Genomic DNA, 22171 nt, shown 5'->3' on the forward strand with positions numbered 1-22171 from the left:
CGTCCGGGCACCGCCGGGGTACCACGACGATCATGAGGATGCTTCTCGCGGCCGTGGCCGTGCTCGCCGGGCAGGTCTCGAGCGGCGGGGTGCAGCCCGATCCGCCCGGCTGGGGCCTCGACCGGATCGACCAGCGCACCGGCCTCGACCACACCTACCACTACGCGACCGCGGCCGAAGGCGTCACCATCTACGTCATCGACAGCGGCGTCGACGCGAGGCACCCCGACTTCCAGGGCCGTGTCGCACCGGGGCGGGACTTCCTGAACGGCGGCACCGACACCTCCGACACCAACGGCCACGGTACCCGCCTCGCCGGCATCGCCGCCGGCAAGGACTACGGCGTCGCGAAGGGCGCCCAGATCGTGCCCGTGCGCGTGCTCGACTCCGGCGGCGGCGGCGCCACCGACCAGATCATCGCCGGCATCGACTGGGTCGCGCAGAACGCCCAGCAGCCCGCGGTCGCCGTCCTCGGCATCGGCGGGGTGCCCAACGACCAGCTCGACGCCGCCGTGAAACGGCTGGCCGAGGTGGTGCCGATCGCCGTCCCGGCCGGCAGCGAGACCGCCGACGCCGACGGCTTCTCGCCGGGCCGGGTGCCCGAGGCGCTGACCGTCGCCGCCTCGGACGCCCAGGACCGGCCGGACAAGACGTCGAACTCCGGCCAGGACGTCGACCTCTACGCCCCGGGCGCCGACATCCCGTGCCCGGTCGCGGGCGGCACCGGCGCGAGCCCGGAGTCCGGCACGTCGATGGCGGCGGCGTTCGCGGCCGGCGTCGCCGCCCTCTACCGCGCTCAGCACCCCGGCGACACCCCCGCCCAGGTGGACGAAGCCCTGGTCGAAGCGGCGACGCCGGACGTCCTCAAGGGCGTCCCGGGCGGCACCGCCAACCGGCTGCTTTACGCGCCGCCGGGATCCTGAAAAGCTGCCCAGACGACCCGCCCGGCAACCCTGCGCGACGCATGATGTCCATCACCCGGGACTGAGCTCCCGCAGAGCGGGAAGAACCGGGTAACGTGCGTTGACTTACCGATCCAAGAGGGAAGGACCGGGCATGTTCCGCAAGGTTCTGGTGGCCAACCGCGGGGAGATCGCGATCCGGGCGTTCCGCGCCGGCTACGAACTCGGTGCGGGGACGGTCGCCGTGTTTCCGCACGAAGACCGCAACTCGCTGCACCGCCTGAAGGCCGACGAGGCGTACGAGATCGGCGAACCCGGTCACCCCGTGCGCGCCTACCTCTCGGTCGACGAGATCGTCGCCGCGGCGAAGAAGGCGGGGGCCGACGCCGTCTACCCCGGCTACGGCTTCCTCTCGGAGAACCCCGATCTCGCGCGCGCGTGCGAAGAAGCGGGCATCACGTTCGTCGGGCCGAGCGCCGACATCCTCGAACTCACCGGTAACAAGGCCCGCGCGGTCAAGGCCGCGCGCGAGGCCGGCGTCCCGGTGCTGGGGTCCTCCGAACCCTCCAGCGACGTCGACGCGCTGGTCGCGGCGGCCGAAGAGCTCGGCTTCCCCGTCTTCGTGAAGGCCGTCGCCGGCGGTGGTGGCCGCGGGATGCGCCGGGTCGAGGACCCCGCCCTGCTGCGCGAGTCCATCGAGGCCGCCGCGCGCGAGGCCGAGTCCGCCTTCGGCGACCCGACCGTCTTCCTGGAGAAGGCGGTCGTCGAGCCGCGGCACATCGAGGTGCAGATCCTCGCCGACGGCGCGGGCAACATCATCCACCTCTACGAGCGCGACTGCTCGGTGCAGCGGCGCCACCAGAAGGTCGTCGAGCTGGCCCCGGCCCCGAACCTCGACCCCGAGCTGCGGGACCGGATCTGCGCGGACGCGGTCAAGTTCGCGAAGCAGATCGGCTACCGCAACGCCGGCACCGTCGAGTTCCTGCTCGACAAGCAGGGCAAGCACGTCTTCATCGAGATGAACCCGCGCATCCAGGTCGAGCACACGGTCACCGAAGAGGTCACCGACGTCGACCTCGTGCAGTCGCAGCTGCGGATCGCCTCCGGCGAGACCCTCGCCGACCTCGGGCTGTCCCAGGACAAGATCTACCTGCGCGGCGCCGCGCTGCAGTGCCGCATCACCACCGAGGACCCGGCCAACGGCTTCCGCCCGGACACCGGGATGATCTCCGCCTACCGCTCGCCGGGCGGCTCGGGCATCCGCCTCGACGGCGGCACCGCCTTCTCCGGCACCGAGATCAGCGCCCACTTCGACTCGCTGCTGGTGAAGCTCACCTGCCGCGGCCGCGACTTCTCCACGGCCGTCGGCCGCGCGCGCCGCGCCGTTGCCGAGTTCCGGATCCGCGGGGTCGCGACGAACATCCCGTTCCTGCAGGCCGTCCTCGACGACCCGGACTTCCGCGCCGGGCGCGTCACGACGTCGTTCATCGAACAGCGCCCGGAGCTGCTCACCGCGCGGCAGTCCGCCGACCGCGGCACGCGGCTGCTGACCTACCTCGCCGACCAGACGGTCAACAAGCCGCACGGCGACCGGCCGAAGACGCCGGATGCCACGCTGAAGCTGCCGAAGCTCGCGAAGGACGCCGAGCCGGCTCCGGGGTCGAAGCAGAAGCTGGTCGAGCTGGGCCCGGCCGGGTTCGCGGAGTGGCTGCGGAAGTCGCCGCACATCGGCGTCACCGACACGACGTTCCGCGACGCGCACCAGTCGCTGCTCGCCACCCGCGTCCGGTCGAAGGACCTCCTCGCGGTCGCGCCGGTCGTGGCGAACACCCTGCCGCAGCTGCTGTCGCTGGAGTGCTGGGGCGGTGCGACCTACGACGTCGCGCTGCGGTTCCTCGCCGAAGACCCGTGGGAGCGGCTCGCGGCGCTGCGCGAGGCCGTGCCGAACATCTGCCTCCAGATGCTGCTGCGCGGGCGGAACACCGTCGGGTACACGCCGTACCCGACCGAGGTGACCACCGCGTTCGTCCGGGAGGCGACGAAGACCGGCATCGACATCTTCCGGATCTTCGACGCGCTCAACGACGTCGAGCAGATGCGCCCGGCCATCGAAGCCGTGCGCGAGACCGGGACCGCGGTCGCCGAGGTGGCGCTCTGCTACACCTCGGACCTGTCCGACCCGGGCGAGAAGCTCTACACGCTCGACTACTACCTCAAGCTGGCCGAGCAGATCGTCGGCGCCGGGGCGCACGTCCTGGCGATCAAGGACATGGCCGGGCTGCTGCGCGCGCCCGCGGCGACCAAGCTGGTCACCGCGCTGCGCAAGGAGTTCGACCTGCCGGTGCACATCCACACCCACGACACCGCGGGCGGCCAGCTGGCCACCTACCTCGCGGCGATCAACGCGGGGGCGGACGCCGTCGACGGCGCGGTGTCGTCGATGGCGGGCACGACGTCGCAGCCGTCGCTGTCCTCGATCGTGGCGGCCACCGACCACTCGGCCCGGACCACCGGTCTGGACCTGCGGGCGATCGGCGACCTGGAGCCGTACTGGGAGAGCGTGCGCAAGATCTACGCGCCGTTCGAGGCCGGGCTGGCGTCGCCGACCGGGCGCGTCTACGACCACGAGATCCCCGGCGGGCAGCTGTCGAACCTGCGCACGCAGGCCATCGCGCTGGGCCTGGGCGACCGGTTCGAGGACATCGAGGCGATGTACGCCGCCGCGGACAAGATCCTCGGCCACCTGGTGAAGGTGACGCCGTCGTCCAAGGTCGTCGGCGACCTCGCGCTGCACCTGGTCGGCGCCGGTGTCTCACCGGCCGACTTCGAGGCGGAGCCGAACAAGTTCGACATCCCGGACTCGGTGATCGGCTTCCTGCGCGGCGAGCTCGGCGACCCGCCGGGCGGCTGGCCGGAGCCGTTCCGCACCAAGGCCCTGGAGGGCCGGGCGGCCGCGAAGCCGGTCGTCGAACTGTCCGAAGAGGACCGTGCCGCGCTGGCCGAACACCCGCGCCGGACGCTCAACCGGCTGCTGTTCCCCGGCCCGACGAAGGAGTTCGAGGCGCACCGCGAGGCCTACGGCGACACGTCCGTGCTGCCGAGCAAGGACTTCTTCTACGGGCTGCGCCCGGGCGAGGAGTACTCGGTCGACCTCGAGCCGGGCGTGCGGCTGCTCATCGAGCTGGAGGCCATCGGCGAGGCCGACGAGCGCGGCGTGCGCACGGTGATGTCGACGCTGAACGGCCAGCTGCGGCCGATCCAGATCCGCGACAAGTCGATCGCGTCGGACATCCCGGCGACGGAGAAGGCCGAGAAGGGCAACCCGAAGCAGATCGCGGCGCCGTTCGCGGGCGTGGTGACGCTGCAGGTCGCCGAGGGCGACACGGTCGAGGCCGGGGCGACGGTCGCGACGATCGAGGCGATGAAGATGGAGGCGTCGATCACGGCGTCGGCCGGCGGCAAGGTGGCCCGGCGGGCGATCACCGCGGTCCAGCAGGTCGAAGGCGGCGACCTCCTGCTCGTCCTCGAGTGAGCGCTCGTGAGTGGTAAGGCGCGGTTGTAGCCGGCCGGCCACGCACGCGCGCGGGGGGGGCGCGCCCCTGCGCCCCGGTTGCGGGGGTGGGGTGGGGTCGGGCGTTCTCACCCGCCCAAACCCCCCCCCCCCCCCCGGGGCGGCAGCGATACGCTCGGCGGATGCTGATCAACGCGGTACCGCAGCGGCAGGGCGCGGTGGGCCCGCGCGCGGGAGAGCTGCCGGACGGCTGTCTGGCGCTGGCGGAGCTGGCCGGGCACGTGCTCGGCCGGCCCGTCCACCACGTCCCGCAGACGCGTGCGGTGTCCGAAGTGGACGCCGGGGTCGCGTCCCGGGCCGTGCTGACCGGCCCGAACCGCTCGGCCCAGTTGGCGGCCCTGGAGGCGCCGGGCGGGCCGGTCCTGACCATCGGCGGCGACTGCGGTGTCGAGCTGGTCCCGATCGGGGTCGCGCGGTTCCGGTACGGACCCGGGCTGGGTGTCGCGTGGTTCGACGCCCACCCGGACCTGAACACGGCGGAATCGTCGCCGTCGGGGGCGTTCCACGGGATGGTGCTGCGGTCGCTGTTCGGCGAGGGCGACCCGGAGTTCGCCGCGGACCCGGCGTTGACACCCGGCAACGTGGCGCTCGCCGGGACCCGTGTGTTCGACCCGGAGGAGCGGGCGGCGGTTGCGCGGGGACTCGTGGCCGAATCCCCCGGCGCCTTGGCCGGCGTGGAAAAGCTGTACGTCCACGTGGATCTCGACGTCCTCGACCCGGCGGAGTTCCCGGGCCTGAACTACCCGGAGCCGGCCGGCTGGACGATCGACCGCCTGGTGGCGGAGCTGGACGCGCTGGCGCGCTACGACGTGGTGGGCGCGGGGATCACCGAGTGCGTGGGCACCCCGCGCGAGGTCGAGGTCCTGGAGCCCGTCCTGTCCGCGGTGGGTCGCCTGCTCGTGAGTGGGAAACAGGGTTAGAACACTGTTTCCCACTCACGACCAGGCCGCGCGGACGGCGTCGAGGGCGGTGTCGAGGTCGGTGCCCAGGTCACGTGCTTGGGTCGCGAAGTCCGCGGCGGCCGTCCGGAGCAGGGCGCCGGGGTCCGGGCGGCCGGGCGGGATCGTCACCACCGTGCCGCGCGCGCGGGCCGTCGTCACCCAGCCCGCCGCCTCCAGTTCGCGGTAGGCGCGGGCCACCGTGCCCGAGGCCAGGCCCAGGTCACGGGCCAGCTGGCGGATCGGGGGCAGCCGGGTGCCCTCGGGCAGCGCGCCGGTCGTGACCGCCCGGACCACCTGGTCGTGCACCTGCCGCCAGGGGGCCAGCCCGGTCTCGGTGTCGACGACGATCTTCACGCGGCGGCCGGCTGCCGTTTCACCGGGGCCGTGACCGCCAGGAACGCCGCCAAACCGGCCACGACGACCAGGAACGACCCGAAGTCGCCGGCCGGCCAGCCGATCGCCGTGCACGCGCCGATGCCCAGCCCGATCGCCACCCGGGCGCTGCGGGTGCGCAGCGCCAGGTCGGTGCGCGGCTCGCCGACGGCCGGGCGGCGCACCGCGAGCAGCGTGATCGCCGCGCAGACCACCACCGTGCCCGCGGCCACCGCCAGCAGCTTCCCCTGGGCCGTCAGCGCCAGGTGCGCCACCGCGGCCACGGCCGCCAGCCCGCCGAGCACCAGCACCCACACCGGGACGACGTCCCGCAGCGTCCGCGGGGCCAGCACGGCCTCCCGGCGGGGCCCGCGGGCCGGGCGCTGCGCCAGCAGTTCGGCGATCAGGCCGCCCAGCAGCAGCGTCACGACGATCGTGCCCGCTCCGCCGTCGTCGAGCAGCGGCGGGATCGCGAGGAACAGCCACGGGTACCAGAGCCGGCGCCGCTTGAGGTACCGGACGGCCAGCGCGACCTCGGCGGCGCTGGGTTCGGCCACGCCCCAGCGCTCCAGCAAGCGCTTACCGTGCTTCTCGCCCGGCCAGAGCACGATCAGGATCGCCAGCCCGATCAGGCCCGTGAAGAGCCCGACGGCGAGCACGTTGTCCCACGGCATGCGGTACCTCCCGAAGCTTGTATCAACCACATGATACAAGCGGGAGGCGTAACCGCAGCGCGGGGCGCTCGTTACGGCGTTCGCCCGTTCGCACGCACGCAACAGTGCACTCGGCGGGACACTTGTCAGCCGATCGCAGCCAGGCGCCCCGAAATTTGTCACCCCGGTGACAAGAAATCGGTTTTCTTTCACGGACGTGACACGTTTGGCGTTAGTTTTTCGATGTGTCCGTTGTCATCCCCGCAACAGGCGCGGGGTGCCCGGTCGCGGGTGTTCCGCGGCCGGATTCCCGGGGCGGAGCGAAGGAGCTGCGATGACGGTGGAGCGCGGATTCGAACACGCTGCGCCGCCCGCCGCACTACCCCGCAAGCTCGCCGACATCCTGCGCCCGGAACTGGCCAGTCTCGCCGCCGAAATTGTCGAAGAGATCCGCGCGACCATCCCGGCCTACGCGCGCCCGCTCGACGGGCCGTACGGCAAGTCGATCCGGGCCGGCGTCGAATACGCGATCACGCTGTTCGTGGCGCAGATCGCCGACCCGACCGTGTCGAAGGAACAGTCCCACGAGGTGCACCACCGGCTGGGGCAGAACGAAATGCGCGAAGGCCGCAGCCTCGACACGCTGCAGTCGGCCTACCGCGTCGGCGCGCGCGTGTCGTGGCGGCGGATCATGCGCGTCGGGCGGCGGAGCGGGCTTTCCTCGGCGGTGATGTCGCAGCTGGCCGACGCGATGCTGGCGTTCATGGACGAACTGGCCTCGGTCGCGCTCGACGGCTACCTGGAGGCGAAGGCGCGCACGGCGGGAGCGCTGGACACCTGGCGCCGCAAGCTGCTGCACCTGATCCTGGAGACGCCGCCCGCGTCCCCGAAGGCGATTGCCGAGCTGGCGCAGCTGATCGGCTGGCCGGTGCCCTCGGACGCGACCCCGGTGGCGATCTGCCCGTCCGGCGGCGTCGCCCCGGCCCGCCGCCACGCCGGGCTGGACGCCGACGTCCTCGCCGAGCTCGACACCCCGGACCCGAAGCTGGTCGTCCCCGGCGAGCTGAGCGGCGCGCGGCTGGCGGCGCTGCAGGTGGCCCTGCCGGACTGCCGCCTGTCGATCGGCCCGTCCGTCCCGCTCGCCTCGGTCGCCGATTCCCTGCGCTGGGCCCGCAACGCCCTCCAGCTCGCCGAGCGCGGCGTGCTGGCGCCGCGGCCGGTGCTGCGCGCCGAGGAGCACCTGGCGACGCTGCTGGTCAACAGCGACACCGGCCTGGTCGGCACGCTCCGGCACCGGCTGTTCGCCCCGCTGGCGGACATGACGGGCAAGCAGCAGGAGCGGCTGCTGGAGACGCTGCGGGCGTGGCTCGACAGCCAGGGCAACGTGGTGGAGATCGCCGAGCGCCTCGGCGTCCACCCGCAGACGGTCCGCTACCGCATGCGCCAGCTGCAGGCGACGTTCGGCGAGAGCCTGCGCGACCCGTCGGCCCGGTTCGAGATGGAGCTGGCGCTGCGGGCCGGGTCGGCCCCGCTGCCCCTGCGGTACCCGGTCAGCGACCTGCTGCCGTCACCGCGGTCGGGCGGTTCGCGTCCACAGTGGACATCGCAGTAGCCGCGGCCCGCCACGGGTTCCTCGAAGGTCGAACCCTGCGCCCCGGCGGCGACCGCCGCGTCAGGAGATCGCGAGGTCCGGCTGGAACGCGCGGTTCTGCGCCGGGCTGGTCACCTTCACCGTGCAGGTCGAAGACAAGGCGACCCACGTCCCCGTCGGCTTCTTGTGGAACTGCAGGCTTTCGCTGACCTGTGCGCCCAGCGCGAACCCGATCGACCCCGCCGCGCCGGCCGTGAACGTCAGGTCGCCCGCTAACTCGGGGAAGGTCAGCCCGCCGGTCGCCGGGACCGCCTGCTCGGGGAAGCCGCCCGAGATCGACGCGGTGGCCGGGGTTGCGTTCGTCGCGGTGATCGAGGCGCCGAACGACCCCCGGACCGCGTCGTAGCCGGCGGCCGTGAAGAGCGAGCGGACCGCCGGGGACAGGACATGGGTCAGCTGCACGCCGGTGAGGGTGAACGTCCCGCCCGGCGGCACGTGGTCCTCGGCGGCGAACGAGCCGGTGAACGTCGTGCTCTGCGCCGGGATGCCGGGGTAGGTGCACGTGTAGGTCAAGGTGCCGGTCTGCGGTGTCACCGGGGCCGCCGACGCCGTTCCCGTCGTCACGCCGGTGACGAGCAGGGCCGCCGCGGCAGTCGTTCCGAACCTCATCGTTTCCCCTCGGGTCATCGGATCGGCAGGGCCGGGGTGAACGCGGTGTCCTGGCCGTCCTGGGGCCGGCAGATCACCGAGTAGAACGACGTCCCGCCGGTCGGCCGGTGGAGCGACATCAGCAGGATGAGCCGGCCCGCGGTGAACGTGATCGTGCCCGAGGGGCCGGCCGTGTGCGACCCCCGCCCGCCGGTGAACTCGACCGTGGCCGGGCCGGAGCCCCACGTCGTCGGCTGGATCGTCGCGGCGGGAGGGTTGGACGTCGAGCGAGGGGCGTTCACCGCCTCGGTGAAGAGCGCGACCCGCCCGCCCGCGAGGCCGTCGTTGCCCAGGCTGGTGAACCACGCCGCCGCGGCGGGGGACAGCGTGACGCTGCCGGAGACGTCCGAGAGCCCGATGCCGGCCCCGGGGGCGACGGTGTCCGGACCGGTGAACCCGGCCGCCAGGCTCACCGTCTGCGGCGAATTGTCGGGGAACTGGCAGGTGTAGCCGACCGGACCGGCCTGGAAGGCCGTCGCCGCCCGTGCCGGTTCCGTCGCCAGGCCCGTGACGAGCAAGGCCGCCGCCAGAGCTGGTGCGATCCTCATCGTTGTTCCCCCTCGGTTCGGTGCTACCTCGGTTTCGCGACCGCCTTCTTCGCCGCCGCGCCCGGGGAGCCCGGCGCCGGCGGGTTGGAGCCGGGCTCGCAGTCGGCGGGGTCGGGCGTGGTGCAGCCGACCAGGTTGTAGGTGTCGACGTAGGCCTGGTTGCCCGGGCCCGAGCTCATGCCGTCGAGCAGCGGGTTGAGGTCCTGCCCGCCGGAGCTGCAGCCCTTGAAGCCCGGCAGCGTGAACCCGCCGTTCGGTTCGGTGCTCACGTGGCCGACGCCGAACGCTTCGTACGGGCCGTCCAGCACGAGGTGCACCGGGTCCTTCGTCACGCAGTCGGGGCCGAGGTCGAGCGGGACGCCGTTGATCTCGGCGTGGCTCATCCGGGCCATCACCTTCATGTCCGCGTGCAGGGACGGCAGCTGCGTGACCGGGTCGGTGTACAGGTTGCCGGAGAACTCGATCATCCGCTGGGTCTCGTACTCGACCGGCAGGAACTCGACCGTCGCGCTCACCGGCACGAACCCGAAGCCGAGGAACGTCGCGGTGACCGGGCTGAACGCGGACGAGCCGGTGACCCACGAGTCGCCGGTGTCCAGGTTCACGTTGATGAACCCGTCGACCAGGAGCGACGGGTTGGCGACGACCGTCGCGCCGAGCTTCTTGACCGTCGACTTCGTCAGGATGCTGACCAGGCCGAGCGGCTGGGTGTACACGTTGGCGGGTGGCTCGTCCTGGGTCGTCGCCTCGCCGGCCGCGGCGGCCTGCTTCTCCTTCGTGCCCGGGGTCACCTTCGGGAGCACGAGGACCTTGCCCAGCGTCGTCTTCTGGCCGTCGTCGAGGGTGCACGCGACCTTCGGCGGCGCGGTGCCGGCCGCCGGCGCGTCGGCGGCCGGGACGGCTTCGAGCGTGAGGGCCGGCGCGGTGACGTCGAAGGTGACGGCGCCGATCGTGTTGATCGCGATCTCCGGCACGGTGCCGGTGGCGGTCAGGACGACGTCCCCGGTCTCCGGCAGCGGGGTCGGGGCCACCACCAGGGAAACCGGAACCCGGTCCGAGCGGTCGTCCTGCTGCACCGTGAGGTCCAGCTGCAGCGCGCCGCGCAGCGAACCGGTGGTGGCGCCGGCGGGCAGGAACGAGAGCGCGACGTCGCGGGGGAGGGTCAGCTTGACGGAGTAGCCGCCGATCGTCGCCGACGTCCCGGTCTTCGCCTGCGCGGGCAGCGTCGCCGTCGTCTCGACGGTGAGCGCGCGCGGGCCGAGCGGGGCGGCGAACGGGCAGTGCACCGAGACCGACGCCGTCGCCTGGGTGTCCGGCGGGACCGCGGGGCCGGGCGCGGCCGAACCGACCCCGGTCAGCGCGCCGTTCGCCGCGGACAGCAGACCGGCGGCCGCCAGGGCGGTCACCGTGACGGAGCGGGGCCGGACTCGACGTGGCATCGGTTTCCCTGGGTGTGTTCGGGGTGCGGAAGACGGAAAACCCGGTGCGGGCCCCTCTCGCGAGGAGGCCCGCACCGGGAACCGGGTCAGGAGATCGTGATGCTCGGGCTGAACGCCACGTTCTGGGCCGGGTTGGTGACCTTCAGGGTGCAGCTCATCGTCCACGGCGTCCAGGTGTTGGTCGCCTTCTTGTGGAACTGGAGGTTCGCCGTGACCGTGTTGCCCATCGACAGCGTGTCCGTGCCCGGCGTCGCCGGCGCGGTGTAGGTCGGCACCGTCGAGGTGGCGACCTGCGAGATGTTCACCGTGATCGGCCCGCCGGCCGGGTAGATCGTCTGCGGGATGTCGAGGCCGGTGGCCGCCGGCTGCGACAGGGTGCCCGACGCCGCCGTCACCGGCACCGTGGCGGTGCCCTGGATGCCGTCGTAGCCGACCGCGGTGAGCAGCGCGTGGACACCGGCGCTGATCGTCGCGGAGCCGCCCACGTTGACCGGGGTGACCGTGCCGCCGGCCGGGACCGAGTCGTCCGCGTCGAGGTGCGAGGTGACGAGGACCGGCTGCGGCGTGATGCCCGGGAACGAGCAGGTGTAGGTCAGGGGCGTGGTGCCGCCGGCCGTGTAGGTGATCGTGGCGGCGGCCGCCGTGCCCGCGGTCAGGACCGCGATGGCGCCGACGGCGGTAGCGGTGGTCGCGATTCCGGCGGACAGCCTGCTGAGTCGGGACATACCCATCTCCTTTGATTCAGTACAGTCTCGGCTTTTGGCTGATCGATTGCTCGCCGTCGTTGCTCTGCCGATCACGTCCGCCCGCCCCCATTGCCCCGAGCGGCGGGACGTGAATTCACCGACGTGCGAGGTGGAGGTCCATCTGCCGGGAATGAGGCTACTCGCGAGTTCATTACGGAACAAGAGTTTGTGGCATCGGCAGTCCGCCGGGCCGGGGCGGCCGGGGTTTCTTGTGCGGTCGCGCGCAGGCTCGCCGGGGCTTTCATCGGATTTTGACAAAGAAGCACCGGCGGCTCGAACGGTGCCGGGAACGGTCTACCATTCACGATCTTGCCGAAGCAATCGGGGATAACGAATCGGGAGAAAGGAGGCTACCGTGCCACTTGCTTCACGTTGTGAACGGGTATCGCTCCGGGGAGCCGCATTGACGGTCTCGGCGGCGATGGCCCTGTCGCTGTGCGCGTCGCCGGCGTCCGCGGCCACCGTCGGCGGGGTGATCGCCTGGGGGAAGCAGGACTACGGCATCACCGTCCCGCCGCCGAACGTGCTGTCCGGGGTCTCCGCCGTGTCGGCGGGCAGCACGACCGTGCTGGCCCTGCAGAGCGGCGCGGTCTTCGCCTGGGGTGCGAACAACTGGGGCGCCAACGTGGTCCCCGCCGACGCGCAGTCCGGCGTCGGCCAGATCTCGTCCGGCTGGGGCCACGAGCTCGCCCTCAAGAACGGCAAGGTCATCGCCTGGGGCAACAACTGGTACGGCCAGACCACGTTGCCGGCTTCGGTGAGCAGCGGCGTCATCGCGATCTCGACGACCAACATGCACAGCCTGGCCCTGAAACAGGGCGGGCAGGTGGTGAGCTGGGGAACGCGGACCGACGTGCCGGCGTTCGCGCAGACCGGCGTCACCGCGATTTCCGCCGGCGGCGACCACAACCTCGTCCTGAAGAACGGCGGGGTGCTGGCCTGGGGCAACAACACCTACGGACAGGCGACCGTCCCGGCCGGACTGTCCTCGGGGGTCACCGCGATCTCCGCCGGGTTCAGCCACAGCCTGGCGCTCAAGGACGGACGCGTCTACGCGTGGGGCCGGGACAACTACAAGCAGATCGACGTCCCGGACGCGGCGCTGTCCGACGTCGTCGGCATCGACGCCGGGTTCAACCACAACCTGGCCTTCAAGGCCAACGGCGACATCGTCAACTGGGGCTCGGACTTCGTCACGGAGTCGGAGCCGGTGACGTGCGGGCCGGTGTTCGCCGTCTCCGCCGGGGACAACGACAGCTTCGTGCTGAAGGAAAACGTCACCGCGCCCTGCTGATCTTCCCGGGCGGACGGGTGGCGGGCGGGGTCGCCCGCCACCCGGTCGGTCAGCTCTGCGGAGCGGTCAGGTCGAGCGAAATCGTGTTGCCCGGCCCGGAAACCAGGGCGCCGAGCGCCAGGTCGGCGATGAAGCAGTTGTTGAACTCGGGAATCGTGTACGTGGCGCCGATGGTGATGGTCGGCGACGTGATGTCGATGTTCGGCGCGACCAGGTTCAGGTCGACCGGGGTCTTCGTCCGGCAGGCACCGGGCACGGTCGGCAGCGGGATCACCGGTGCCAGCAGCCCGACCCAGATGTCGGAGATCTCCATGTTCGCCTTGGCGTGCGTGGTCAGCGTGCCGTCGGCGATGGTGCCGGTGGCCGGCCCGAGCGGGATCACCTTGACCTTGGCCTTGATCCGGAACAGGCCGGAAACCAGCGAGATGTCGGCCTGCGACGTCGGCAGCGACAGGTTCGCGCTGAGCCCGACCGAGCCGGTCTGGTCGTCGATGATCAGGTTGCCCTGGAGGGTGCCGGGGCCGAGCTTCATGGTGCTGCCGGTCTTCTTCACCGTGGTGGTGCCGTTCACGCTGTACGACACCGGGATTTCGATGACGTCGGCCGAGGCCGGCGTGACGGCGACCCCGGTCAGCACGACGGCCGCCGCCGACGTGAGCACGGCCAGTCTCCTCAGCTGCGTTGCCACGGACATGGTTGTCCTCCTTTTGCGTTTCCCGATCGCTTCCGGGTGCTCCCGGAAACGGTGAAGTGTGCGTTCTTTCAGCGGGGTTCGAGCTCGGTGACGACCCAGCCGCCACCGGTGTGCTCCGCGGTCACGGAAAGCTGCGCTGCGGCGCTGTCAGTCGCATTGTTGTCGGCCCGTACGGCCGATTGGTCGAGAAAGACGAGTAACCGCGCGTGACCATTCTTGAGTTCCTGCACCGCGATGGCCGAAACGCGCGACGTGAGCACGAGTTTCTGTTCCGGGGCCTTCCGCCTGACTTCGGCGAAGAGCTTGTCGTAGGAATCCTTCGCCGACCCGCGCAGGACGGCGGCGGCGGCCTTTTCGGTGACGTCGGTCCGGTCGTAGGAATAGGAGAAGATCCGGTTCATCGCGAGGGTGACGGCGGAGGTGACGTCGGCGGTGGCACCGACATCGGTGAGCGCGAGGTTGGTGGCGGCGGGCGTGGTGGCGGCGGACCGGGCTTCGAGGGTGAACCAGACACCGGCACCGGTGAGGACCAGAGCGGCGGCGAGGAGGAGAACGGGGAGGCGGCGCCAGACGGGACGGGGTTCGGCGGGGGTGGCCTCGGCTTCGCCTTCGGCCGGGTCGGCTTCGGCGGTTGGCTCGCTCGTCACCTCGGCCTCGGCGGTTGGCTCGCTCGTCACCTCGGCCTCGGCGGTGTTCGCGTTAACGACATCGGCCGCCGCCGGGTTCGGCGGCACCTCGGCCGCCTCGGCCGCCTGGGCCGCCTGGGCCTCGGCTGTCTTCGTGCGGCTCATCGGGCACCCACCGGCAGCTGGTCCAGGGCGCTGAGCTTCCACCCGTCCGGCGTCCGGCTCAGTGCCGCCGCGAAGCGGTTCCTCTTCACCGCCGGGGCCGCCCCTTCCTTCGCCATCGTGATCTCCACCGAGGCCAGCAGCTTCGCCGTGCCCGCGTGCTCGTCGAGCTCGCTCAGCGCCGCGTCCACCACGCGGCCCGTGGCCACCGTGGCGTTCGCCGCCAGGGTCTGCTTCGTCGTCTCGTCCGTGCGGGCCAGCTGGTCGTGCAGCGGCCCCGTCGAGGCCGACAGCCAGCGGCCCAGCCCGCCGTTCACGTCGTGGTAGTCCAGGGTGTTCAGCTCCGCCACCAGGGTCCGGCCGGTCGTGAGCGCCTCGTCGCGGGCCACTCCGTACGTCACCGCGGGCGCATGGGCCGCCGCATACCACGAATACCCCGACCAGCCCGCGAACACGGCCGCCGACGCGGCCAGCACCACCGGAACGACCTTCATCGCAGCCACAGCATCTCCTCGAGGCTCGTCGCCGTCGCCTGGGTGCCGAGGCCGAGGGGGCCCGTCAGGCCGCCCGGCGGGAGCGCCGGGGCCGGGACCGGGGCGTGCGGGGCGTTCTGCGCACCGCGCACCGAGGACCGGTCGCCGTACGGCAGGGTGCACGCCGCGCCGGTGTTCAGCGGCAACGGCGAAAGGTCCGTGCTGGGCCGGTGCGGGGTGTCCCCGTAGCCCTGCAGGCACGGGGGCGGGTCGTTGAAATTGAGCACCAGGCCCATCTTCAGCGCGTCGCCGGCGTCGTTCAGGGCCGAGCCCACCGCCGCCACCGCCTTCGGGGTTTCGGCCAGCAGCTGCTCCTCCGCCGCCGTGCGGGTGCCGAACACCCGGGCCGTCGTGAGCAGGTTGGCCAGCAGGATCGGCAGGCCCGGGTCGTTCTCCTTCAACAGCCCGCTCAGCTCGGACGCCGCGGGCGGCGCGCTCGCGATCAGCCGCCGCAGGTCGCCGTCCGAGTTCGCCAGCTGCTGGGCGAACACGCGGGCGTTGCTGCTGAACGAGCGCCACTCCGCCGAGGACCCGACCTGGGTGCGCAGCACCGTCGCGCCGTCGCCGATCAGCTTCGACGTCTGCGGCAGGTGGTCACTCGCCTCCTGCGTGAACGTCGTCGCCGAGTCCATCAGCGTCTGCAGGTCCGGGCCCGCGCCGCGCAGGGCGTCGTCGAGCTCGTCCACCACCGTGCGCAGGTCCTGGGTCGGCACCGACGCGGTGAACGAGTCCAGGTCCGTCAGCAGGCTGTTCACCGGCAGCGGCAGCGTCGTCGACTCGCGCCGGATCACCGAGCTGCCGTCGAGGTAGGGCGCGTCGGACGTGCGCGGCTGCAGGTCGACGTACTGCTCGCCGACCGCCGAGCGGTTCGCCACCACCGCGGCCGAGTCGGCCGGGATCGGCGGGGCACCGTCGTCGATCAGCAGGTCGGCCTCCATGCCGGTGACGGTGAGCCGCAGCTCGCCGACCCGGCCGACGGCGACCCCGCGGTAGGTCACCTCGCCGTTGGTGAACAGCCCGCCCCCCTCGGCGAGCTCCAGCTTCACCGTGTAGCTGCCGGAGCCGAACAGCCGGCCCAGCCCGGCGTAGTTCGCGCCCACGAACGCCGTCGTGGCCAGCGCGATCACGACGAACAGGACGACCTGGACGCGTACTCTGCGGCTCAGCATCAGCTGCCTCCGGAGGAGACCCGGGTCCCGCTGCTCGGCAGCGGGAGCGTCGGCAGGCCGGGCGGGACACCCTGGCCGGGCGGGGGCAGGGGCACCCCGGGCGCCGGGATCATCGAGGCGTAGGCGTTGATGTAGTCGCCCTTCACCGCGCTGAGCACCGAATCCGGGAACGGGAACGTCGGCAGCATCTGCAGCGACTGCGGCAGGTTCTGCCCGGCCGCGGCGAGCTGCTCCAGGATCGGGGCGAGCGCGCGCAGGTCGGCGACCATGTCGTCGCGGCTGCGGTCGACGACGTCGGTCGCCACCGTCGAGAGCCGGTCCAGCGACTGCAGCATCGAGACCAGCTGCGTGCGCTGGTCGCTCAGCGCCTGCAGCCCCGGCGTCAGGTCGGTCAGCGCGCCGGACACCTGCTCGTGGCGGTGCTCGAGCGTCGCCGAAAGCCGGTTGAGGCCGTCGAGCGCTTCGGTGATGTCGGAGCGGTGGGCGTCCAGGTCGGTCATCAGGGTGTCCACCCCGGACAGGAACGACCGGATCTGCCCCTCGTTGCCGTTCATCACCTTCGACAGCTCGCGGTTGATCGTCTGCAGCTGCCCGATGCCGCCGCCGTTGAGCAGCAGCGAAAGGGCGCCGAAGATCTCCTCGAACTCGGGGTTGCGGTTGGTCCGGTCCAGCGTGATCGTGGCGCCGTTCGCCAGCCGCCCGGTCCCCGCGGGTTTGGTGTCGCCGTCCGGCGGGGCCAGCTCGACGAACTTCTCGCCCAGCAGGCTGGACTGCCGCAGCCGCGCGACGGCGTTGGCGGGCAACACGACGTCGCCGTTGACCTCCAGGACCGTTTCGGCCGTCCAGCCGTCGCCGCCCAGCCGGACCTCGCGGACCCGGCCCACCGGCACGTCGCCGACCTTCACCGCGGCCTGCGGCACCAGGTCGAGCACGTCGGCGAACTGCACGGTCACCGAGTACGGGTGGTCGCCGAGATCGGCGCCGCCGGGCAGCGGCAGGTCGTAGACGCCCTTGAACTCACCCGACGAGCAGCCCGCGAGGGTCAGGCACCCGACGGCCACGACGGCGAGGACGCGCTTCATCGCTGCCCTCCGTTCGTGTAGACGTCACCGGTCACCGGCAACGGCAGCGGCTGGAGGTAGTAGTCGAAGTTGCCGCGGCCCCGCAGCAGCCCGGTGGCCGGGTCGACCGCGTTGAGCACGTTCGACACGGCGAGCGGGACGGCGTCCAGCGTGCCCGCCAGCTGCGCGCGCTGCTCGACGAGGGTCCGCGTGGTCGTCACCAGGTTGTCCACATTGGCCTTGAGGGCGCCGCGGTTGTCGCGGATGAACCCCTGGACGTCGGCGAGCGCGCGGCCGAGGCCGTCGAGGGCCCGGGCCAGGTCGCCGCTGTTGGCCGCGAGGGTCCCGGATATCTGCGACAGCTGCTGGTTGACGGCGCTCACCTGGCTGTCGTTGGTGGCCAGCATGGTGGTGAACTGCTGCAGCTGGTCGACGGTCCCGAACAGGTCGTTCGAGTTGCCGGCCAGCGTGCGCGCCAGCTGGGCGAAGTTGCGGACGCTTTCGTTGAACGCGCGGCCGTTGCCCTGCAGGTTCTGCGCGCCCGTCTTGAGCAGGTCGGACAGCGCGCCCTGGGCGTTGGCGCCGTTCGGGCCGAGTGCCTTCGAAATCGTGTCCAGGCTGGCGTAGAGCTGGTCGAGCTCGACCGGGGTGGCCGTGCGCTGGACCGGGATCTGCGCGCCGTCCGGCAGCCGCGGCCCGCCGCGGGCCGGCTTGGCGAACTGCAGGTAGCGGTCGGCGACGACGCTGGGCGCGATCACCAGGACCGTGGTGTCCTCGGCGATCCCGACCGAGCCGTCGACGCTCAGATCGACCTGCACCTGCTCGCCGCGCGGGGTGACCTTGTCCACCTGGCCGATCCGGACGCCGAGCACGCGCACGTCCGAGCCGGGGTAGACGCCGACCGCGCGGGTGAAGTACGCCGTGACGTGGTGCTGGCCGGAGCCGGAGAACACCCACCACAGCGCCGCGCACACGACGAGGGCGAGCAGCAGGGCGGCGGCGACGAACCGGCTCGTCAGGACGCCGGCGCGGGTCGTGGTCAGCGCGCTCACTTCGCCCCTCCGGGGTTCTTCGGCGGGGTGCAGGGGTCGTGGTTCTCGGGCAGCAGCCCGCAGAGGTAGGCGTCGATCCAGCGGCCGTTGCCGGTCGTGTTGGTGAGCACCCGGAAGTACGGCCCGGCCAGCTGCAGGCCCTTGGTGAGGTTGTCGTTCTGCCGCTTGAGCAGGTCGGTCACCTGGTTCAGCGCCTCCAGCGCCGGCTTGAGCTCGGCGCCGTTGTCCTTGACCAGCCCGCTGAGCTGGTCGGCCAGCCGCGCGGAGCCGGTGAGCAGGTCGTGGATCGCGTCCCGGCGCCGGTTGAGCTCGGTGAGCAGCAGGTTGCCGTCGCCGATGAGCTTCTCGAAGTCGTCGTTCGAGTTCGCCAGCGTCGTGGTCAGCTTCCGCGCGTTGGCCAGCAGTTCGGCGATCTGGCTGTCGCGGCTCGACACCGTCTTCGACAGCTGCGACAGCCCGTCGAGCGCGCTGCGGACGTGCTCGGGGGAGTTGCGGAAGGTGTCCGACAGCGTGGTGAAACTGTCCGCGAGCTGCTTGGTGTCGATCGCCCCGACGGTGCCGGCGAGGCCGTTGAAGGCGTCGGTGACGTCGTAGGGCGTGACGGTCCGGGTCCGCGGGATCGCCTGGTCCGGGTTCTGGACACCGTCGCCGGTCGGGTTCAGCGCGAGGAACTTGCGGCCCAGCAACGTCTTGATCTTGATCTCGGCGGACGTGCGGTCGCCGATCCAGGCGTTCTTGACCCGGAACGAGACGAGCACGTGGTCGTCGGCCAGCTGCACCTGCCTGACTTCGCCGACCTTGATGCCGGCGATCCGCACCTCGTCGTCCGGCTGCAGGCCGGCGGCCTCGGAGAACTCGGCCTCGTACGTGGTGCCGCCGCCGACGATCGGCAGGTTGTCGTAGTTGAGCGTGACGGTCAGCACCGCGGCCAGCGCCAGGCTGCCGACCACGCCGAGGACGAGAGGGTTGCGTTCCTTGAAGGACTTCACGATTCGCACCTCTGCGTCGGGACGTACACCCCGCGCGGGGGCGTGGTTTCGAGCGTGGCGCGGCAGAGGAAGAAGTTCATCCAGGAGCCGTAGGAGGCGGTCCGGGCGATCTCGTTGAACTTCACCGGCAGGTTTGTCAGGAAACCGTCCACATCGGACTGGTTCTGGGCCAGCGTCCCCGCGACCTCCTTCAGGCCGGAGATGCTGTCCTTCAGCGGTGGCCGGGCCTGCTCGAACAGCCCGGCGGTGGACTCGGTCAGCGCGCCGATGCCGCTGATGGCGTCGCCGATCGCGGCGCGGTCGCCGGCCAGGCCGGACACCAGCTGCCGCAACGTCGAGACGAGGTTGGCCAGCGCGTCACCCTTGCCGTTGACCGTCTTGAGGACCTCGTTGAGGTTCCCGATCACCTCGCCGATCACCTTGTCGCGCCCGGCGAGGGTGGTGGTCAGCGAACCGGTGTGGGCGAGCAGGCTCTCGACGGTGCCGCCTTCGCCCTGCAGCACCTGGACGATCTCGCCGGAGAGCTCGTTGACGTCGTTCGGCGACAGCGCCTGGAACAGCGGCTTGAAGCCGTTGAAGAGGTCGGTGAGGTCGAGGGCGGGGGTCGTGCGGTCCAGCGGGATCTCGGCGCCCTCGGGCAGCTGCTCCCGGGTGGCGGTGTTCCCGCGCTCCAGGGCGACGTACCGCTGGCCGACCATGTTGCGGTACTTGATGACCGCCCGGACGTCGGCCGGCAGCCGGCGGCCCTGGTCGAGGGAGAACCCGACCACCGCCCGGTTGCGGTCGCCGATGTCGAGGGACTCGACCTGGCCGACCCGGACGCCGGAGATGCGCACGTCGTCGCCGACGTTGAGCGCGGTGGCGTCGAGGAACTTCGCGGAGTAGCGCTGGGCCGCGCCGACGCCGGAGTTCGTGATGGAGATGGCCAGCAACGCCGTGGCGAGCGCGGTGACGGCGATGAAGATCAGGCTCTTGATCAGCGGGGAGGCGATGTTCCTCACTTGAGCGTCACCTCCGTGCCGCGGTAGAGCGCCCCGACGAGCACGCTGCTCCAACCCGGGACCTCGGCCGTCGGCACGCCGATCGACGGGGCGACCAGCGTGGCCAGCAACTGCTGCTCCTGCGGCGAGTTCGCGAGCCCGAGGTCGCCCTGGCCGCCGGTGAGCAGCGGGTGCCCGGTGGTTCCCGGGGCGGCCGCGGCGGTGCCGATCGTCGGGGAGACGCCGGAGGGGTAGCACCGCGGCTCGCCGCCGCCGGTGAAGCGCGGGTCGTCCCGGCCGGGCAGGTACTTGCCGCTGTCGGGGAGGACCGCGACTTCGGCGTGGAAGCCGGGTTCGTCCGTGCCCGCGCCGAGCACCTTGTCCATGGATTTCCTCAGTGCGTTGAGCGAGCCGATCGTGCAGGCGAAGCTGGGGGAGTACTTCGCCGCGATCTCCAGCGGCGCGCGGCTGTCGGCGGCCAGGGAGATGAGGTTGTCGCGGTTGTTGGCCAGGAAGGCGGCGACCTCCTGGGACGACGAGGTGACCTGCTGGTACACCCCGGCCAGGTCGGCCTGCTTCTCCTTGACCGTGTTGAGCGTGACGGCGGAGGCGGTGAGCGCGTCCAGGAGGTCGGGCGCGATGTCGCCGTAGAGGTTCGAGACCGTCGCGAGGTCGTGCAGGTCCGCAGTCAGCTGCGGGAGGTCGGGGTTGAAGTTCTTCAGGTAGTCCGCGGCCGTGCTGATCGTCTTCCCGAGCTGCTCGCCGCGTCCTTCCAGCGCCGTCGAAACCGCGGTCAGCGTCGTCGCCAGTTTCTGCGGCTGAACGGCCTGCAGCACCGGCAGCAGGTTGTCGAAGACCCGTTCCAGCTCGACCGCGTTGGCCGAATGGTCCTGCTCGATGACGTCGCCGGCGGCCAGGTGCGGGGCGCGCACGCCGTCCGGGATGGACAGCTGGACGTACCGCTCGCCGAACAGCGTCTTCGGGACGAGCAACGCGGAGACGTTGCGCGGCAGCATGCCGACCTTGCCCGGTTCCAGAGCAAGCGCTATCTCGGCGCCCTGGGGCGTCGCCCGGACCTCGCGGATTTCGCCGACGAGCACGCCGCGGGCCTTGACCTGGCCGCCCGGGGACAGCTGGTTGCCGATGCGGCTCGCCTTGAGCGTCACCGGGACCGTGGTGACGAAGTCCTTGTCGTACACCTTGATCGAGAGCGTCACCAGCACGCCCATCACCACCAGGAACAGCACCCCCGCGGTGCGGACCCCGGCCTTCCGGCGGGTATCGCGTCTCATCCGGCCACCTGCACGGTCGTCGTCGCGCCCCAGATCGCGAGGGAGAGGAAGAAGTCGAGCACGCTGATCGCGACGATCGCGGTGCGCACCGCGCGGCCCACCGCGACGCCGACGCCGGCCGGGCCGCCGCTCGCGCGGAAGCCGTAGTAGCAGTGGGCCAGCACCACCACGACGCTGAACACCAGGACCTTCCCGAACGACCACAGCACGTCGCCGGGCGGCAGGAACAGCAGGAAGTAGTGGTCGTAGGTGCCGGCGGACTGGCCGAAGAACAACACGGTGACCTCGCGCGAGGCGAGGTAGCTCGAGAGCAGCCCGATCGCGTAGAGCGGGATGACGGCGAGGAAACCGGCGATCACCCGGGTCGTCACCAGGTACGGGACGCTGGGGATGCCCATGACTTCGAGGGCGTCGATCTCCTCGGAGATCCGCATCGCGCCGAGCTGCGCGGTGAAGCCGCAGCCGACGGTGGCGGACAGGGCGAGGCCGCTCACCAGCGGCGCGATCTCGCGCGTGTTGAAGTAGGCGGAGACGAACCCGGCGAACGCCGACGTCCCGACCTGGTTCAGCGCGGAGTAGCCCTGCAGGCCGACGACCGTGCCGGTGGCGACGGTCATCCCGATCATCACGCCGATCGTGCCGCCGATGACCGCCAGCGCGCCGCTGCCGAAGCTGACTTCGGCCAGCAGGCGGACGACCTCGCGCAGGTAGCGGTGCAGGGCGCGCGGGGTCCAGGCGATCGCGCGGAGGAAGAAGAGGATCTGGTCGCCGAGGGTGTCGAGGAAGCCGAACCGGCGGTCGACGGCCTCGCGTACCCGAGCCGTCCTCGGGAGGTCCGTGGTCGTCAC

The 22171-nt window shown here is 71.7% G+C and carries 21 protein-coding genes; 5 read left to right on the forward strand and 16 right to left on the reverse strand.

Going from position 1 to position 22171, the window contains the following annotated elements:
* Positions 1-38 precede the first annotated feature (38 nt).
* The 3 genes from ABZW17_RS01130 to ABZW17_RS01140 all read left to right on the forward strand — a co-directional run bounded on the left by ABZW17_RS01130 (position 39) and on the right by ABZW17_RS01140 (position 5393).
* Entirely contained in the window at positions 39-923 is an 885-nt protein-coding gene (locus tag ABZW17_RS01130; RefSeq protein ID WP_354808611.1) for a S8 family peptidase, read from the forward strand.
* Between the two features lie 133 nt (positions 924-1056).
* Positions 1057-4434 (forward strand): pyruvate carboxylase, encoded by a 3378-nt coding sequence (locus ABZW17_RS01135; protein WP_354808343.1) that lies wholly within the window; start codon positions 1057-1059, stop codon positions 4432-4434.
* Positions 4435-4595: 161 nt separating this feature from the next.
* Entirely contained in the window at positions 4596-5393 is a 798-nt protein-coding gene (locus tag ABZW17_RS01140; RefSeq protein ID WP_354808345.1) for an arginase family protein, read from the forward strand.
* A 15-nt stretch (positions 5394-5408) separates the two neighbouring features.
* Here ABZW17_RS01140 and ABZW17_RS01145 read toward each other — a convergent pair whose 3' ends face one another.
* Complete coding sequence (locus ABZW17_RS01145; protein WP_354808347.1) at positions 5409-5768, reverse strand: GntR family transcriptional regulator; 360 nt, start codon at positions 5766-5768, stop codon at positions 5409-5411.
* Positions 5765-6460 (reverse strand): hypothetical protein, encoded by a 696-nt coding sequence (locus ABZW17_RS01150; protein ID WP_354808349.1) that lies wholly within the window; start codon positions 6458-6460, stop codon positions 5765-5767. Before ABZW17_RS01150 ends, ABZW17_RS01145 begins: the two co-directional genes overlap by 4 nt.
* 313 nt (positions 6461-6773) lie before the next feature.
* On the opposite strand from ABZW17_RS01150, the gene ABZW17_RS01155 reads away from it, so the two are divergent.
* A complete protein-coding gene (locus ABZW17_RS01155) occupies positions 6774-8051 on the forward strand; it encodes a helix-turn-helix domain-containing protein (RefSeq protein WP_354808351.1) in 1278 nt (425 codons plus the stop codon).
* A gap of 60 nt (positions 8052-8111) precedes the next feature.
* Here ABZW17_RS01155 and ABZW17_RS01160 read toward each other — a convergent pair whose 3' ends face one another.
* From ABZW17_RS01160 to ABZW17_RS01175, 4 genes are all read right to left on the reverse strand, one after another.
* A complete protein-coding gene (locus ABZW17_RS01160; protein WP_354808353.1) occupies positions 8112-8699 on the reverse strand; it encodes a DUF6801 domain-containing protein in 588 nt (195 codons plus the stop codon).
* Between the two features lie 14 nt (positions 8700-8713).
* The gene (locus ABZW17_RS01165; RefSeq protein WP_354808355.1) at positions 8714-9286 is read right to left on the reverse strand and encodes a DUF6801 domain-containing protein; all 573 of its coding nucleotides are present in this window, start codon (positions 9284-9286) and stop codon (positions 8714-8716) included.
* A gap of 23 nt (positions 9287-9309) precedes the next feature.
* Positions 9310-10725 (reverse strand): DUF6801 domain-containing protein, encoded by a 1416-nt coding sequence (locus ABZW17_RS01170; protein WP_354808357.1) that lies wholly within the window; start codon positions 10723-10725, stop codon positions 9310-9312.
* Between the two features lie 86 nt (positions 10726-10811).
* Complete coding sequence (locus ABZW17_RS01175) at positions 10812-11450, reverse strand: DUF6801 domain-containing protein (protein WP_354808359.1); 639 nt, start codon at positions 11448-11450, stop codon at positions 10812-10814.
* 424 nt (positions 11451-11874) lie between these two features.
* Between ABZW17_RS01175 and ABZW17_RS01180 the strand changes: the two genes are divergently transcribed.
* Entirely contained in the window at positions 11875-12765 is an 891-nt protein-coding gene (locus ABZW17_RS01180; RefSeq protein ID WP_354808361.1) for a hypothetical protein, read from the forward strand.
* A 49-nt stretch (positions 12766-12814) separates the two neighbouring features.
* Here the strand turns inward: ABZW17_RS01180 and ABZW17_RS01185 are convergent, their stop codons facing one another.
* The 10 genes from ABZW17_RS01185 to ABZW17_RS01230 all read right to left on the reverse strand — a co-directional run bounded on the left by ABZW17_RS01185 (position 12815) and on the right by ABZW17_RS01230 (position 22171).
* Positions 12815-13459: a hypothetical protein gene (locus ABZW17_RS01185; protein WP_354808363.1), complete on the reverse strand. Its 645-nt coding sequence runs from the start codon at positions 13457-13459 to the stop codon at positions 12815-12817.
* 68 nt (positions 13460-13527) lie between these two features.
* Positions 13528-14250, reverse strand: coding sequence for a hypothetical protein (locus tag ABZW17_RS01190; RefSeq protein WP_354808365.1), 723 nt, complete (start codon positions 14248-14250; stop codon positions 13528-13530).
* On the reverse strand, positions 14247-14750 hold the full coding sequence (locus ABZW17_RS01195) for a hypothetical protein (RefSeq protein WP_354808367.1): 504 nt from the start codon (positions 14748-14750) through the stop codon (positions 14247-14249). Before ABZW17_RS01195 ends, ABZW17_RS01190 begins: the two co-directional genes overlap by 4 nt.
* On the reverse strand, positions 14738-15949 hold the full coding sequence (locus tag ABZW17_RS01200) for an MlaD family protein (protein WP_354808369.1): 1212 nt from the start codon (positions 15947-15949) through the stop codon (positions 14738-14740). The genes ABZW17_RS01195 and ABZW17_RS01200 overlap by 13 nt, the downstream gene beginning before the upstream one ends.
* Complete coding sequence (locus ABZW17_RS01205) at positions 15949-17031, reverse strand: MCE family protein (RefSeq protein WP_354808371.1); 1083 nt, start codon at positions 17029-17031, stop codon at positions 15949-15951. Before ABZW17_RS01205 ends, ABZW17_RS01200 begins: the two co-directional genes overlap by 1 nt.
* On the reverse strand, positions 17028-18062 hold the full coding sequence (locus tag ABZW17_RS01210) for an MCE family protein (RefSeq protein WP_354808373.1): 1035 nt from the start codon (positions 18060-18062) through the stop codon (positions 17028-17030). The genes ABZW17_RS01205 and ABZW17_RS01210 overlap by 4 nt, the downstream gene beginning before the upstream one ends.
* Positions 18059-19051, reverse strand: coding sequence for an MCE family protein (locus ABZW17_RS01215; RefSeq protein ID WP_354808375.1), 993 nt, complete (start codon positions 19049-19051; stop codon positions 18059-18061). The genes ABZW17_RS01210 and ABZW17_RS01215 overlap by 4 nt, the downstream gene beginning before the upstream one ends.
* Positions 19048-20052 carry an MCE family protein gene (locus ABZW17_RS01220; protein ID WP_354808377.1) on the reverse strand — a complete coding sequence of 335 codons (1005 nt, stop codon included), beginning with the start codon at positions 20050-20052 and terminating at the stop codon, positions 19048-19050. The genes ABZW17_RS01215 and ABZW17_RS01220 overlap by 4 nt, the downstream gene beginning before the upstream one ends.
* Positions 20049-21323, reverse strand: coding sequence for an MCE family protein (locus ABZW17_RS01225; RefSeq protein ID WP_354808379.1), 1275 nt, complete (start codon positions 21321-21323; stop codon positions 20049-20051). The genes ABZW17_RS01220 and ABZW17_RS01225 overlap by 4 nt, the downstream gene beginning before the upstream one ends.
* A complete protein-coding gene (locus ABZW17_RS01230) occupies positions 21320-22171 on the reverse strand; it encodes an ABC transporter permease (RefSeq protein ID WP_354808381.1) in 852 nt (283 codons plus the stop codon). The genes ABZW17_RS01225 and ABZW17_RS01230 overlap by 4 nt, the downstream gene beginning before the upstream one ends.

Origin of the sequence: Amycolatopsis sp. NPDC004625, assembly GCF_040609695.1 — a bacterium.
GTDB lineage: Bacteria > Actinomycetota > Actinomycetes > Mycobacteriales > Pseudonocardiaceae > Amycolatopsis.